Source organism: Terrabacter sp. MAHUQ-38, from assembly GCF_014518425.1.
Classification (GTDB): domain Bacteria; phylum Actinomycetota; class Actinomycetes; order Actinomycetales; family Dermatophilaceae; genus Terrabacter.
Genome location: NZ_JACVCU010000002.1, coordinates 619,918 through 634,628, shown reverse-complemented (window position 1 = coordinate 634,628; position 14,711 = coordinate 619,918). Strand labels below are relative to the sequence as shown.

Here is a 14,711-nt window from a genome sequence, read left to right as displayed (position 1 = left end):
GGCTCGTCCGACGTCGGTCAGGCGGCCTCGGAGTCGAGGTCGTGCCGTGGCGCGAGCCGCGTCCAGCTCTCGAGCCGCTCGCGGTTGAAGGCGTACGCGGCCTTACCGGTGCCGAGCGTCCACCACCCCCCGCGGAGGGCCTCGGACGGCAGGCGCACCGGCCGTCCGTTGCCACGGCGCCACTCGACGCGGCCCGAGGACGACACGCGCCGGACGTCGCGCCGCTCGATCGTCGTCGTCGCGAGGGTGTTGTGCACGCGCAGGCTCGAGGTCCCCAGGTCGACGCGGGCCGACCACGCCCGCCAGCCCAGCGCGAGCGCGAGGGCCAGGCACACGGCATAGGTGATGCCCGCCGGGAGGGCGGGCACCAGGCGGACGAGCAGGCGTGCGACGAAGTAGCCGATGACCGGGCACGCGAGCGCCGACACGGCCCGGTGGCCGGCGGGCGCACGCAGGCGGCTACGGCCGGTGCCCTCGTGCGTGCCACGCATGGGGCCGATCATAGGTCGATCGGCCCCGTGCGTGGGGCACGGTGCGTGTCGTCGTCAGGGTCGGATGGCGGCCGCGGCGGCCACGACGTCGACGAGGCCGTGGCCCTTGTCGAACGACGTCGTCCCGTTGCCGGCCGGATCCGTCACGTAGGCGGCGCCGTTGGCGAACTTGTACGCCGTGGCCTTGATCGCGGCCTCGACCTGGGCGGGGGTGGCGTTCGGGTTCGCCTGGAAGAGCTGCGCGACGATGCCTGAGATGTGCGGTGTCGCCATCGACGTGCCGCTGATCGTGTTGTAGTCACCGGCCTCCTTGGGGTCGCCGCCCGTCGAGCAGATCGGCAGGTACGCCCGGCACGACGAGGTGATGTCCTCACCCGGAGCGGAGATGTCGGGGTAGGTCGAGAACTGGCCGGCCTTGCCGCGCGAGCTGAAGTCGCTCACGGTCCCGTTGCGCGTGCCGGTGTTCTGGTCGAAGTACGACGCGACCGAGATGATGCCGCCGGTCGGGTCCTGGCCGGGCGGGTTGGAGAGGTTGGCCGAGCCGTCGCCGCCGTCGTTGCCGTTGGCCCAGACCGTGACCACGCCCTCCTTGACGAGGGCGCGCTGGAGCTTGACCGTGGCTGAGTTCGGGTCGAACGCGCCGCCGCCGGACGGGCCGTAGCTGTTGCTCGTCACCTTGATCGGCGGGCAGGTGCTCACCGGGACGCCGGCGCCGCAGGGAGCCGCGTGGTTCTCCAGGACCCAGTTCAGGGCCGAGTCGGCCCCGACGATGAGCAGGACCGCGCCGGTGCCGAGGCTCACGATGCTCGCGCCGGGGGCGGCGCCGTGCATCTTCGTGCCGTCGGACAGCGTCACGTCACGGCCGGCCACGATGCCCGACACGTGCATGCCGTGGCCGCCCGCGGCGAGCAGGTCGGTGTCGAGGCTGCCGGCGTCGACGGGCTGGCACGGCAGCACCTCGAGCGGGTCGCAGACCATCTTGAGGTTCTTGACCACGGCCGAGGTGCCGTTGGCGTTCTTCAGGAACGGGTGAGTCGGGTCGACGCCGGAGTCGATGACCGCGACGCTCACACCGGAGCCGTCGAGCGCCTTGCCGTTCGCCCCGGTCAGCGTCGCCCGCGCCTCCGACCCGCGGGTGGCCGTGTTGGACGTCGAGAGGAACAGGTCGATCGGCTCGTTGCCCTCGACGTAGGTCACACCGGAGACCGAGCGCACGGCGTCGATCTGGACGGGCAGACCCGCAGCGACGACGACGCCGATCCTGTCGAACGTGTCGCGCACGACGAGGCCGGATGCCGTGGCCGCCCGCTTGGCGGTGGCGACGTCGGTCGCGTGGACCATGACGGTCGTCGGCGTCACGGCGGAGAGCTTCGACCAGTTCGCTGAGAGCCACGCCGACAGCGGGGCCTTGGCCTGGGACGATCCGAGCAGGCCCCCGACGGCGCCGTTCAGGCCATCCGACTGGGGTCCGGGCGCCGCCGGCGAGGCGGCTGCGACGGTGGCCGTGGTCAGCGCGGTGGCGGCTGCCAGGGTGACCGCTCCGAGGCGGAGGCGGCGGGACGTGGTCAAGCGCATGAGCTCCCTCTCTGCAGGGCCGCCCCACTGCAGTGGAGGGCGGCGACGTGCTAGGCCAACGACACGCGGCACCCGGAGGTTACGGACGGGTAGCCGGGCCGCCCCCGGACGCGGGACCGGCCCGTGGGACCGCAGGCGCGGACGGTCGGGCGCCCCTGTCGACGCGCCCTAGAATCGGTGGGTGACTGCGTATCTCGACCATGCGGCGACGACGCCGATGCTCCCTGCCGCGCTCGCGGCGATGACGGAGCAGCTCGCGGTCGTCGGCAACGCGTCGTCGCTGCACCGCACCGGCCGCGCGGCCCGTCGGGCGGTCGAGGAGTCCCGCGAGAAGATCGCCCGCTGCCTCGGCGCCCGACCCTCGGAGGTCGTCTTCACCTCTGGCGGCACCGAGTCCGACAACCTCGCGATCAAGGGGACCTACTGGGCCCGCCGCGACCGTGACCCCGCGCGCGTGCGCCTGCTCGTCGGCGTGACCGAGCACCACGCCGTCCTCGACTGCGTCGACTTCCTCGTCGCCCACGAGGGTGCCAAGGTGACGTGGCTCGAGTGCACGCCCGAGGGGGTCGTCGAGCCGGCGACCGTGCGTGCCGCCATCGAGGCCGACCCGGCGTCGGTCGCCCTCGTCTCGGTCATGTGGGCCAACAACGAGGTCGGCGCCGTGCAGGACGTCCGGGCCATCGCCGAGGTCGCGCACGAGTTCGGAGTCCCCTTCCACACGGATGCCGTGCAGGCGGCCGGCCACCTGCCGGTCGACTTCGCCGCGAGCGGCGCGGACCTCATGTCCGTCACGGCTCACAAGCTCGGTGGACCCATCGGCGTCGGCGCACTCGTGGTGCGCCGCGACGCCAGGCTCGTCCCGTTGAGCCACGGCGGAGGTCAGGAGCGCCAGGTGCGCTCGGGCACGCTCGACACCCCGGCGATCGTCGGGTTCGCCGTGGCCCTCGTCGAGGCGACCGCGGCGGTCGAGCAGGAGTCTGCGCGCCTCGTGGGGCTGCGTGACGACCTCATCGAGCGTGCCATGGCGATCTCGCCCGACATCCGTCCGAGCGGCAGGTGGCGGCGCGGTGACGGTGAGAGTCGCCTCCCGGGCAACGCCCACCTGCTCGTGCCGGGTTGCGACGGCGACTCCTTGCTCTACCTCCTCGACGCGGCCGGGGTCTCGTGCTCGACGGGGTCGGCATGCCAGGCCGGCGTGCCGCAGCCGAGCCACGTCCTGCTCGCCATGGGCGTACCCGAGGGTGACGCGCGCGGCGCGCTCCGACTGACCTTGGGACACACGTCGACGCAGGCCGACGTCGACACCTTCATCGAGGCGCTGCCCGCGGCCATCGAGCGGGCGCGGCGCGCACGGGAGGCGACCGCGTCGTGAGGGTCGTCGCAGCGATGAGCGGCGGCGTCGACTCAGCGGTCGCCGCGGCCCGTATGCTCGACGCGGGCCACGAGGTCGTCGGCGTCCACCTCGCGCTGAGCCAGAGCGCAGCGACGCTGCGTGAGTCGGCCCGCGGTTGCTGCACCATCGAGGACGCCGGCGACGCCCGCCGGGTCGCCGACGTGCTGGGCATCCCGTTCTACGTGTGGGACATGGCCGCCCGGTTCAAGCGCGACGTCGTCGACGACTTCCGCGCCGAGTACGCCGCCGGACGCACGCCCAACCCGTGCCTGCGCTGCAACGAGAAGATCAAGTTCGCGGCCCTGCTCGACAAGGCTCTCGCCCTGGGCTTCGACGCCGTCGCGACCGGGCACTACGCGCAGGTCGTCGAGACCTCCGACGGGCGAGGGGGAGTGCGCCGCGAGCTGCACCGCGCCGTCGACTCCGCCAAGGACCAGAGCTACGTCCTGGGCGTGCTCGACGCCGACCAGCTCGCGCGGTCCTTCTTCCCGCTCGGCGACACGACCAAGCCGCACATCCGCGAGGAGGCCGCCGAGCGCGGCTTCTACGTCGCGAAGAAGCCCGACAGCCACGACATCTGCTTCATCGCCGACGGTGACACCCGTGGCTGGCTGACCCGCGAGCTGGGCGTGGCCCCCGGCGAGATCGTCGACACGAGCGGCGAGGTCGTCGGACACCACGAGGGCGCCTTCGCGTACACCGTGGGTCAGCGACGTGGGCTCGGCCTCTCGCGACCCGGGGCCGACGGGCAGCCGCGCTACGTCGTCGAGGTGCGGCCCGAGAGCAACCAGGTCGTCGTCGGCGCGGCCGACCTCCTCGGCGTCAACGCCATCACGGGCGACCACGCCCGCTGGTGCGGGCCCCCGCCCGAGGGTGTCGTGCGCGTCGGCGCACAGGTGCGCGCGCACGGCGAGGAGTACGCCGCCTCGGCCTGGGCCGAGGGCGACCGGGTCGAGGTGCGGCTCGAGGGCCGCATCCGTGGCGTGGCCCCCGGGCAGTCCGTCGTGCTCTACGACGGCACGCGGGTCGTCGGCTCCGCCACGATCGCGGCGGCCCGCCTCGAACGCACCTCCGTCGCCTGAGCCCTCGGCGCCTGGCACGTGGCGGTCGAGGTATGCCGTCGCGCCTCGTCGCGAGGATCACCTCGACGCGCGCTGGGCGGGGTCAGGTGAGGGACCTGGTCCAGGTGACGGTGCGGGCCCGGGGCCGGAACCCCAGCGACCGGTAGAGACGCTGCGGTGCCGGATAACCGTCGTCGCCGCGAGGGCTCACCTGCGCCACGGTCGCACCGAGCGTGGCCAGGTGGCGCAGGGCCGCGAGGGTCACGGCACCGGCAAGGCCATGCCCCCGGTGCTCCGGCACGCAGCCGACGGGCTCGACGAGACCGGCCCCGTGCGACTCGTCCAGCCACACGAGCACGGACGCCACCATTGCGCCCTCGGCGTCGACCGCCACCCAGTCGAGGTCGTGCCGGTAGGGCCACGCGTCCATGAGCTGCCGGTAGGCCTGCTCGTCGACCTTCGACGGGCCGAAGGCCGACCACGACGCGGCGTGGACAGCCGCGCGCTCACGGGCCTCGTGGCGTTCGACGGGGCGGAAGCGGTAGCCCTCGACGTCGGGGACCGCCGGCAGGTCGGCGACGTCGATCGTGTGGTGGGTGAACCACGGCGCCTCCCGGTCCGGCTCGAATCCGGCTGCAGCAAGGGCGTGTTCGGTGACGTCGCCGTCCATGACGAGGGCTGACTGGGTCTCCGCGTCGCTCACCTCCTCGAACCAGTCCACGAGCTCTGCGGCGACGTCGGGACGTGCAGGATCGACCTGCAGCTCGAGCCAGTCGGGGACCTCGGCCCACCCGAAGCCGACGGTCTCGTCGCCGTCGGACCAGATCGCGATGGCCTCGCCGTCGTCGAGGGCCGCCGGGCCGACCGGGCGGTAGTACCGGCTCCACGCGAGCTGCCCCGGGTGGAACCTGCTCGTGGGTGACCACAGGCGCGAGGCGAGGTCCTGCATCGCGCGCAGGTCATCGGGTCCGGCGAAGTCTCTCCGTGTCACCCGCGACACGCTAGCCGCCGCGTGTCCGAGTCGTGACCGGTCGATGCACCTGATTCCGGCCCGGGCCCGGGTGATCCCTCGGCAGACTGTGGCGATGGGACAGGGGACGAGGACGGCGCTGGTCGCGATGGTGACGGGGATCGCGGTGGTAGCGACGGGGGCGTGCGGCAGCCCTGACCGGACGCCCGGCGCAGACTCGACGAGCGTGCCCGGTGAGTGCCTGCACGTGGACGTGAACGGCTACCCGCGGTGGCAGGGCGGCACGATCTCCGCGCAGGTCTCGCCGCTCGGAGAAGAACTGCAGCAGGTCGCCAACGAGCATCCCGACGAGTCGAGTGGGGTGGCGTTCTGCAGCGACGTGTCGAGCGTCGGGATCTACCTGTCACCCGCCGACGGCCCGACGAGGGCGAAGGCGGTCGAGCTGGCACGAGCGCATCCGGCTCTCGTCCGCATCACGGAGGTGCCACACTCGCTGGCCGACCAGCTCGCCGCCATGGACACCATCCGGCGGCTTCCCGAGGACTCCCCGATGATCGGAGGGTACGGCCCGGACCCTCGCACCGGTGGGCTGCAGGTGCGGATCACGCCCCTCGACAGCACCGCGGACGAGATCCGTGCCCAGAGCGGAGCCGATGTGGCCGTGGTGCGGGCGCGGATCGTCGCGGCCGTGGGGCCCGACCTGCCGCTGTACTTCCAAGTGGGTGAGCGCGTCACCGTCGGCGGGCTGCTTTCTCACTCCCAGCCGTGACACCAGCCGGGGTCTCCAACGGGCTGGTGCGGTGCGATCGGGGGCCGGCGCGCTGACGAGCCTCCGCTCGCCGTACCTCTGCCTACGGTGCGTCCCGTGGCGACTCGGGGCCTCCGGCCGTCCGGCACCCGCCTAGGCTGGGCCGGTGACTCTCGCGACCGGCATCGGCTCCTGGCCCGGCACCTCCATCCGCGAGGCGCTCGCCCAGGTCCGCGAGCTGCTCGACGGCCACCTGCCCTACCTGCCGGAGCTGCCGGCACGAGGCCCGGGCGCCGACATGATCGGGCGCACGGCGGGTCTGCTCGTCGAGATGCCCGTCGACCTCCAGCCCATCGGTTGGCGGCTCGTCGACCGACCCGGCCTCGACGCCAACCGCACCGGTGCGTTCATGCGGGAGGACCTCGACGAGCTCGCCGAGGCCTTCGACGGGTACGCCGGAAGGGTCAAGGTGCAGGTCGTCGGCCCCTGGACCCTCAGCGCGAACGTGTGGCTCTCCCGCGGGGAGCGCGTCGTGGTCGACGCGGGCGCGCGCCGTGACCTCGTCGAGTCGCTCGCTGAAGGCATACGCGTGCACGTCGCCTCGGTGCGCCGGCTCGTCCCCGGCGCCGAGATCGTGCTGCAGGTCGACGAGCCGTCGCTGCCGACGGTCCTGGCGGGGCGGCTGCCGACCTCGTCCGGCTTCGGCCGGCTGCCGAGCCTCGACCCGCAGGTGGCGGCGGCCGGGCTCAGGACCGTCCTCGCCGCCCACGACGGCGAGACCGTGCTTCACTGCTGCGCCGCGGACCCGCCCTTGCCGCTCCTGCGCGCGGCCGGACCGTCGGCCCTGTCGGTCGACACGTCCGTGCTGCGCCCGCGCGGGTGGGAGGGCCTGGCCGTGGCGGTCGAGGACGGCATACGGCTGCATGCGGGAGCGGTGCCGACGGATGGTTCCCTCACGCGGCCGCAGGACGTCGCCGGCCGGCTCGTCGACGCCTGGCGCCGGATCGGGATGCCGTTCGCCGCGCTCGCCGACGTCGTCGTCACACCGGCGTGCGGACTCGCGGGAGCATCCCCCGAGCTGGCCCGGACGATCCACCGCACCGCCGTCGACACGGCCCGCGAGCTCGACGAGCGCAGCGCAGACTGAGCCGACGCAGAAGGCCGGTCACCCGTGGAGGGTGACCGGCCTCTCGTCGTGTGCGGACCGCGTCAGAGCGCGGAGCCCGCCTTCCACGTCGCCCAGCCGAGGTTCCAGTCTGCGTAGCCGTTGCCCATCGTCATCGGGCGGTTCGTGCCGGTGGTCTCGACGACGTCACCGATGCGCGTCTGCTCGTAGAGCCACTTGCCGTTGGCGTCGCTCATGCCCGTGCACCCGTGGCTCACGTTGCGGTAGCCCTGGTCCTTGACCGACCACGGGGCGGTGTGGAGGAACTCGCCGGAGTTCGTCACGCGCATGGCGTACTTGACCGGGGTGTCCTCGTAGTACCCGTCGTCGCCCTTCTTGAGGCCGATCGTCTCGGCACGCATCGTGATGTTGGTCTGCTTGTCCATGATCACCTTGACGCCGGAGCGCGTGATGAACCCGGGCTGGCCGCCGGTGACCGGGATGCGCTTGGTCCATGTGCCGTTGATGAAGACGTCCATCTGGTGCGTCTTGAGGTTGACCTTGGCGATGAGCGCGCGCCCGATCGTAAAGTCCGACGTGCGGGACTGCTCGCCCCAGCGGCCGCCTCCGGCCGGGACGCCGTTGAGATCGGCCTCGACGTGCACCTTCGTGCCGGCCTTCCAGTACGTCTTGGGGCGCCAGTGCGCCTCGCGTGACGACAGCCAGTACCACGAGCCGGCCTGGGCGGGCGTCGAGGTGACCTTCATGTGCTTCTCGAAGCTCGCCTTGTCGACGACGGGCAGGTCGAAGCGGATGACGACGGGCATGCCGATGCCGACCGTGCCGCCGTCGCGCGGCGACACCGCGACGTAGACCTGGTCGTCGAGCGTGAGGTCGGCCGTGCGGAAGGTCTTCGTCGACTCGACCGTCTTGCCGTCGGAGTCGGTCGCCTCCATGGCGAGGGTGTACTTGACCCCCGGCTCGAGCAGGTCACCCGCGGTCCACGTGCCGCCCTTGAGCGTGCCGTCGACCTTGATCCTGTTGCCCCTCTTGCTCTTGTAGGAGAGCGAGGCCTTGGTGAGCGTGCCCTTCTCGGCGGAGGCCTTGACGCGGGTGTCGACCGCGACGTCGTCGGCGTCGTCGTCGGGCGTGGTCGTGAAGACGACCGGATCGGTCGTCGGCGTGGGAGCCTGCGTCGTGGTCTCGCCGGGTCCGGCGGACGAGGCGGTCTGCGCGCCGTTGTCGGCCGTGGCCGTGGCGTTGCAGGCCGTGGCGCCGAGCATGGCCAGGACGGCCATCCCCGAGACTGCGGCGGAACGGATGCTCAACTTCACGCGTGAATACCCTTCGCAGACGCGACGCCGGGCGGCCCAGGGCGGGTCGGGGTGCGGCGCGTCGATAGTGACCCCGCACAAGTGTCGCCGAAAGGGGGTCGATACTCCAAAACGGACGGCGAGTCCAAACCGTCAGCGTGTCGCCGCGTACGACGGGGTGCCCGACGACCCCGGGGAATGCCGTCTGCGCAGGTCCCCGGGACGTGCGCGGACGGCATACGCCGGCGGTTCGCGGTGCTGGCCGCCTGCTCGTCCGCGACGTGCTCAGCAGGGGGTCAGGAGGCGTCCTTCGGGCGCACCTCACGGCGCAGGATCTTGCCGGTCGGGCCCTTCGGGAGCTCGTCGAGCGTCCACAGGCGGCGGGGGTACTTGTAGGCGGCCAGCCGCTCCTTGACGAAGGTCTGGACGTCCTCGAGGGTCGCGGTCGAGCCGGGACGGAAGACGACGGCGGCGCCGACCTCCTCGCCCATGAGCTCGTCGGGGACCCCGACGACGGCCGCCTCGAGGACGTCGGGGTGCGTGTAGAGCACCTCCTCGACCTCCCTCGGGTACACGTTGAGGCCACCGCGGATGATCATGTCCTTCTTGCGGTCCACGATCGTGTAGTAGCCATCGTCGTCGACGGTCGCGAGGTCGCCGGAGCGGAACCAGCCGTCCGGGATGGCCTCCTGGGTCGCCTCGGGGCGGTTCCAGTAGCCCTTCATGATGTTCTCGCCGCGGATCGCGATCTCACCGATCTCACCGGCGGGGGTCTCGTTGCCCTCGATGTCGACGAGCTTCATCTCGCAGCCGGGGATGGCACGGCCGATGGTGCCGGGCTTCGTCGGCTTGTCCGGCATGTTGAACGAGGCGACGGGCGAGGTCTCGGACAGGCCGTAGCCCTCGAGGATCTGGCAGCCGAACCTCTCCTCGAACGCCTTCATCACCTGTGCCGGCATGGCCGAGCCGCCCGAGGCGCACGTGCGCAGGCTGGTCGTGTCGGCTCGGTCGGCGTCGGGGTGGTTGAGGATCGCGGCGTACATCGTCGGGACGCCCTGGAAGATCGTCACGCGGTCGCGGCCGAGCACCTCGATCGCCTTGGCGGGGTCGAAGCGGGGGATGAGCGTCAGGGTGCAGCCCTGCTGCACGGACGTGTTGAGCCCGCAGGTCAGGCCGAAGACGTGGAAGAGGGGCAGGCAGCCCATGATCACGTCGTCCTCGGTGATCTGCATGATGTCCGCGGCGGAGCGCTCGGCGTTGCGGTGCAGGTTGAAGTGGGTCAGCTCGGCGCCCTTGGGCTTGCCCGTCGTGCCGCTCGTGTAGAGGATCACCGCGGTGTCGTCGTCGGCGCGCTCGACCGGCTCGGTGACCGGGGCGCCGCCGGTCTCGGAGGCGTCGAACTGGCCGTCGGCCGGGCCCATCGGACCGCACACCACCAGGCGCGTGCCGGTCTCGGCGGCCGCCTTGCCGGCCTCGTCGGCGAAGTCGGGCCACACGAAGCTGAAGCGGGCGCCGCTGTCCTCGAAGAAGTACTGGATCTCGCCGGACTTCAACAGCGGGTTCATCGGGACGACGACCCCGCCCGCGAGCAGCGTGCCGTAGAAGGCGATGGGGTAGGCGGGCACGTTGGGCAGGATGAGCGAGACGCGGTCACCGGGCTCGAGCCCGGCCGCCCGCAGCTGCCCGGCCACCGCGGCCGCGGCGCGGTGCAGCGCCGACCACGTCACCTCGAGCTGGTCCAGCTTGATGCCGACCTTGTCGGGGACGCGGGCTGCCGTCGCGACGAGGTTGCCGGCGAGGTTGGTCATCTCTGCTCCTTTGCAGCGGGCGGGCTCGCGCCCATTGTCACCGCTGGTCCGGCCGGTGAACAGACCCGCCGCGACGTGACGAGCGTCATTGATCCGTCGCGGTCGGGGGTGGCTGGCAGGATGAGCGCGTGAGCGAGAGCAGCAGCCCCACGCCGGTCACCGACGACGTCCCGAGCAACGCCCACCAGGAGTGGGCCGACCTCGCCGAGCAGGCCGGCGCGGCCCAGTTCGCCTACCACGTCAAGGACGCCCCGACGATCAGCGACGGCGAGTACGACCAGCTCATCCGTCGTCTCAACGCGCTCGAGGAGCAGTACCCGTCGCTGCGCACGTCCGAGAGCCCGACCCAGAACGTCGGTGGCGCCGCATTCGCGACCGGCTTCGCGACCGTCGACCACCTCGAGCGCATGCTGAGCCTTGACAACGCGTTCTCCTTCGAGGAGCTGCGCGCCTGGGCGGACCGCGTGGAGCGCGAGGTCGGTGCGGGTGCGCACTACCTCTGCGAGCTGAAGATCGACGGGCTCGCGATCAACCTGCTCTACGAGGGCGGCCGGCTGGTCCGCGCCCTCACCCGGGGCGACGGCCGCACGGGCGAGGACGTCACCAACAACGTCCGCACCATCCGCGGCATCCCCGAGCGACTGACCGGCGACGGCGTGCCCGACCTCGTCGAGATCCGCGGCGAGGTCTTCTTCCCGACGGCGGCCTTCGCCGACCTCAACGCGAGCCTCGTCGAGGCCGGCAAGGCGCCGTTCGCCAACCCCCGCAACGCGGCCGCCGGCTCGCTTCGGCAGAAGGACCCGAAGGTCACCGCCTCGCGGCGGCTGCAGATGCTCGTGCACGGCCTCGGCGCCCGCCGCGGCTTCGAGGTCGAACGGCAGAGCGGCGCGTATGCGGCCCTGCGCGCCTGGGGCCTTCCCACGTCCGACGAGTTCCGCGTGCTCGACGACGTCGCGGCCGTCGAGGCGTTCGTCACCCACCACGGCGAGCACCGGCACGACCGCCTCCACGACATCGACGGCATCGTCATCAAGGTCGACGAGGTGCCGCTCCAACGCCAGCTCGGCTCGACGTCGCGCGCGCCCCGGTGGGCGATCGCGTTCAAGTACCCGCCCGAGGAGGTCAACACCAAGCTCCTCGACATCCGGGTCAACGTGGGCCGCACCGGCCGCGTCACCCCCTACGGCGTCATGGAGCCGGTGGTCGTCGCCGGCTCCACCGTCGAGCAGGCCACGCTGCACAACCCCTACGAGGTGGAGCGAAAGGGCGTGCTCATCGGCGACACCGTCGTGCTGCGCAAGGCCGGCGACGTCATCCCCGAGATCGTGGGTCCCGTCGTCGACCTGCGTGACGGCACCGAGCGGGCGTTCGTCATGCCGACGGAGTGCCCGGCCTGCGGTACGCCTCTCGCGCCGGAGAAGGAGGGCGACAAGGACATCCGCTGCCCGAACGCACGCACCTGCCCCAGCCAGCTGCGTGAGCGCGTCTTCGCCCTCGCCTCACGCGGCGCCCTCGACATCGAGGCCCTCGGCTGGGAGGCGGCGATCGCGCTCACCGACCCGGAGCTCGACCGGCCCGACGACGCCACAGAGCCGCCCGCGGCCCCGGTGCTGCCCGGCGAGGCGGGGCTGTTCGACCTGACGCCCGACGACCTGCGTGACGTGCGGGTGTGGCGGCGGCGCAAGGTCAAGGGCGTGCCGGGTCCGTGGCAGCAGGAGCTCTACTTCTTCACCAAGCCCACGGAGAAGACCCCGTCGAAGCCGCGAGCCAACACCGAGGTGCTGTTCGCCGAGCTCGACAAGGCCAAGTCGCAGCCGCTCTGGCGAGTGCTCGTGGCCCTCTCGATCCGTCACGTCGGCCCCACGGCAGCCCGCGCGCTCGCGAGCCACTTCGGCTCGATGGACGCGATCCGCGCCGCGAGTCGCGAGGAGCTCGCCCATGTGGAGGGCGTCGGGGGCGTCATCGCCGACGCCGTCATCGAGTGGTTCAAGGTCGACTGGCACGTCGAGATCGTCGAGCGCTGGGCGGCGGCCGGGGTGCGGATGGTCGACGACGTCGACGAGTCGGTGCCGCGCACGCTCGAGGGCAAGACCGTGGTCGTCACGGGCTCGCTCGAGGGCTTCTCGCGCGACGAGACGAAGGAGGCGATCATCAGCCGCGGCGGCAAGGCCTCCGGGTCGGTCTCGAAGAGCACCGACTTCGTCGTCGTCGGCGCGAACGCCGGGTCCAAGGCGGCGAAGGCGGAGGAGCTCGGGCTGACGGTCCTCGACGAGGACGGCTTCCGCCGACTTCTCGAATCGGGCTCCCCGGACTGAGCCGACCGATCCCAAAGACTCTGTCCTGACCCCGTTCCGTCCCCGTTCCGACCCCGTTCCGTCCCCGTCCTGACCCCGTTCCGTCTCCGTCCTGACCCCGTTCCGTGCTCGTTCCCTCCGCGGCCGGGTGCTTCTACGCCCTCATGTGTGCCCACCCCACAGAACCACGACAGGTGTGTGGGTCCCCACCGTCCTTTCGCCGTGCCGCCCTCCTAGGCTTGCCCGAAGTTTCCGGTTCCGCCGGAACCAGCAAGGCAACCATCGCCGGCCGCCAGGTCGGCGAACCGCTGACTCAGCGCGACGCACGAGGAGGTGCAGGTCTTGACGGGTACCCCGTTGCTCGAGACCAGAGCCCTGACCAAGGAGTTCCGCGGTTTCCGGGCGGTCTGGGACGTCGACCTGTCCGTGGCCCGCGGCACGGTCCATGCCCTCGTCGGGCCCAACGGAGCCGGCAAGACCACGCTCTTCAACCTCCTCACCGGCTTCCTGTCACCGACCTCGGGCACCGTCCTCTTCGACGGTCAGGACATCACCGGCCGCGCGCCCGAGCAGATCGCCCCGCTCGGCATCGCCCGCTCCTTCCAGATCACCAGCCTCTTCGAGGCCATGAGCCTGGCCGAGCACCTCGAGCTCGCACTCGCGAGCCCGACCGGCATGGGGAAGCAGTGGTGGCGCTCGGTCACGCGCCTGGCGGTGTTCCGGAACCGCGCGATGGACCTGCTCGAGCAGGTCGGGCTCGCGGACCGCGCCGGAGCGCCCGCATCATCGCTCGCGTACGGCCAGAAGCGCGCGCTCGAGCTGGCCATCGCCATGGCACTCGACCCCAAGCTGCTGCTCCTCGACGAGCCCACCGCGGGCATGGGCATCGAGGACGTCGACCGCACCATCGCGCTCGTCAAGCAGCTCGCCGTCGGACGCACGGTCGTCCTCGTCGACCACAACATGCACGTCGTCGGCTCCCTCGCCGACCGGGTCACGGTGCTCCAGTCGGGGCAGGTGCTCGCGGAGGGGCCCTACGAGCAGGTGCGCGCCGACGATCGGGTCATCACGGCATACCTGGGAGCCACCCATGACTGACGACACGACCAGCACCGCGAGCAGCGCCGGCGCGAGGACCGCGACGGCGAGCGCGCCTGCGGCAGAGCGCCGTTCGCGGATGCTCGAGGTGACCGGCCTGTCCGCCTGGTACGGCGAGGCGCGCGTCCTGTCGGACGTCAGTATCGACGTCGCCCCGGGCGAGGTCGTCACGCTCGTCGGCCGCAACGGCGCAGGCAAGACGACGCTGCTGCGCTCCGTCATGGGCCTGCACCCGCAGATGCAGGGAACGATCAGCCTCGACGGCGCCGACCTCGGCAGGAGGTCCGCCGACGCCCGGGCCCGCGCCGGCATCGGCTGGGTGCCCGACGACCGCGGAATCTACGCGAGCCTCACCGTCGCCGAGAACCTCCTGCTGCCACCGGTGGTGCACCCCGACGCGTGGCCCATCGAGCGGGTCTACGAGTTCTTCCCGGTCCTCCACGAACGCCGCGACTTCCCCGGCACGAAGCTGTCGGGCGGTGAGCAGCAGATGCTCGCCATGGCCCGCGTCCTGCGGATGGGCTCGCGCCTGCTGCTGCTCGACGAACCGAGCGAGGGTCTCGCGCCCGTCATCGTCCAGCGCATCGGCGAGATCATCCGCGAGATCAAGGGGCAGGGGGTCGGGGTGCTCCTCGTCGAGCAGAACGTGAAGTTCGCCTCGACGGTGGCCGACCGGCACTACCTGCTCGCACAGGGCCAGGTCGTCGAGCACCTCGGCAACGACGACTTCACGGCTCGCGAGGGCGAGCTGCTCACCTACCTCGGGATGTAGCGCCCGCCACCGCCGGCCCGCGGCCCACCGGCATCCCACGCCACCACGGCGGCGCGCCCGCCCTCTCGTCACACCCGTCACAC

Annotated in this window: 12 protein-coding genes; 7 read left to right on the top strand and 5 right to left on the bottom strand. The window is 71.9% G+C overall.

Annotated features, from left to right (window positions below; genetic code table 11):
- Positions 1 to 17: 17 nt before the first annotated feature.
- Positions 18 to 491 (bottom strand): hypothetical protein, encoded by a 474-nt coding sequence (locus tag H9I49_RS09900; protein ID WP_188030170.1) that lies wholly within the window; start codon positions 489 to 491, stop codon positions 18 to 20.
- Between the two features lie 54 nt (positions 492 to 545).
- Complete coding sequence (locus tag H9I49_RS09895) at positions 546 to 2,066, bottom strand: S8 family serine peptidase (RefSeq protein ID WP_255523806.1); 1,521 nt, start codon at positions 2,064 to 2,066, stop codon at positions 546 to 548.
- 181 nt (positions 2,067 to 2,247) lie between these two features.
- On the opposite strand from H9I49_RS09895, the gene H9I49_RS09890 reads away from it, so the two are divergent.
- Together H9I49_RS09890 and mnmA are read left to right on the top strand one after the other, a co-directional pair.
- Positions 2,248 to 3,438 (top strand): cysteine desulfurase family protein, encoded by a 1,191-nt coding sequence (locus H9I49_RS09890; protein ID WP_188030169.1) that lies wholly within the window; start codon positions 2,248 to 2,250, stop codon positions 3,436 to 3,438.
- The gene (mnmA, locus tag H9I49_RS09885) at positions 3,435 to 4,541 is read left to right on the top strand and encodes a tRNA 2-thiouridine(34) synthase MnmA (protein WP_188030168.1); all 1,107 of its coding nucleotides are present in this window, start codon (positions 3,435 to 3,437) and stop codon (positions 4,539 to 4,541) included. The genes H9I49_RS09890 and mnmA overlap by 4 nt, the downstream gene beginning before the upstream one ends.
- Positions 4,542 to 4,623: 82 nt before the next feature.
- Here mnmA and H9I49_RS09880 read toward each other — a convergent pair whose 3' ends face one another.
- A complete protein-coding gene (locus tag H9I49_RS09880; RefSeq protein WP_370587512.1) occupies positions 4,624 to 5,511 on the bottom strand; it encodes a GNAT family N-acetyltransferase in 888 nt (295 codons plus the stop codon).
- A 94-nt stretch (positions 5,512 to 5,605) separates the two neighbouring features.
- On the opposite strand from H9I49_RS09880, the gene H9I49_RS09875 reads away from it, so the two are divergent.
- A complete protein-coding gene (locus H9I49_RS09875) occupies positions 5,606 to 6,259 on the top strand; it encodes a hypothetical protein (protein WP_188030167.1) in 654 nt (217 codons plus the stop codon).
- A gap of 145 nt (positions 6,260 to 6,404) precedes the next feature.
- Positions 6,405 to 7,385 carry a methionine synthase gene (locus H9I49_RS09870; protein ID WP_188030166.1) on the top strand — a complete coding sequence of 327 codons (981 nt, stop codon included), beginning with the start codon at positions 6,405 to 6,407 and terminating at the stop codon, positions 7,383 to 7,385.
- Positions 7,386 to 7,447: 62 nt separating this feature from the next.
- Here H9I49_RS09870 and H9I49_RS09865 read toward each other — a convergent pair whose 3' ends face one another.
- Together H9I49_RS09865 and H9I49_RS09860 are read right to left on the bottom strand one after the other, a co-directional pair.
- On the bottom strand, positions 7,448 to 8,677 hold the full coding sequence (locus tag H9I49_RS09865) for an Ig-like domain-containing protein (protein ID WP_370587511.1): 1,230 nt from the start codon (positions 8,675 to 8,677) through the stop codon (positions 7,448 to 7,450).
- 275 nt (positions 8,678 to 8,952) lie between these two features.
- Entirely contained in the window at positions 8,953 to 10,464 is a 1,512-nt protein-coding gene (locus H9I49_RS09860; RefSeq protein ID WP_188030165.1) for a long-chain fatty acid--CoA ligase, read from the bottom strand.
- Positions 10,465 to 10,592: 128 nt separating this feature from the next.
- On the opposite strand from H9I49_RS09860, the gene ligA reads away from it, so the two are divergent.
- The 3 genes from ligA to H9I49_RS09845 all read left to right on the top strand — a co-directional run bounded on the left by ligA (position 10,593) and on the right by H9I49_RS09845 (position 14,628).
- A complete protein-coding gene (ligA, locus tag H9I49_RS09855; RefSeq protein WP_188030164.1) occupies positions 10,593 to 12,779 on the top strand; it encodes an NAD-dependent DNA ligase LigA in 2,187 nt (728 codons plus the stop codon).
- A gap of 312 nt (positions 12,780 to 13,091) precedes the next feature.
- Positions 13,092 to 13,856 (top strand): ABC transporter ATP-binding protein, encoded by a 765-nt coding sequence (locus tag H9I49_RS09850; RefSeq protein ID WP_370587510.1) that lies wholly within the window; start codon positions 13,092 to 13,094, stop codon positions 13,854 to 13,856.
- The gene (locus H9I49_RS09845; RefSeq protein ID WP_223128477.1) at positions 13,849 to 14,628 is read left to right on the top strand and encodes an ABC transporter ATP-binding protein; all 780 of its coding nucleotides are present in this window, start codon (positions 13,849 to 13,851) and stop codon (positions 14,626 to 14,628) included. The genes H9I49_RS09850 and H9I49_RS09845 overlap by 8 nt, the downstream gene beginning before the upstream one ends.
- Positions 14,629 to 14,711 lie beyond the last annotated feature (83 nt).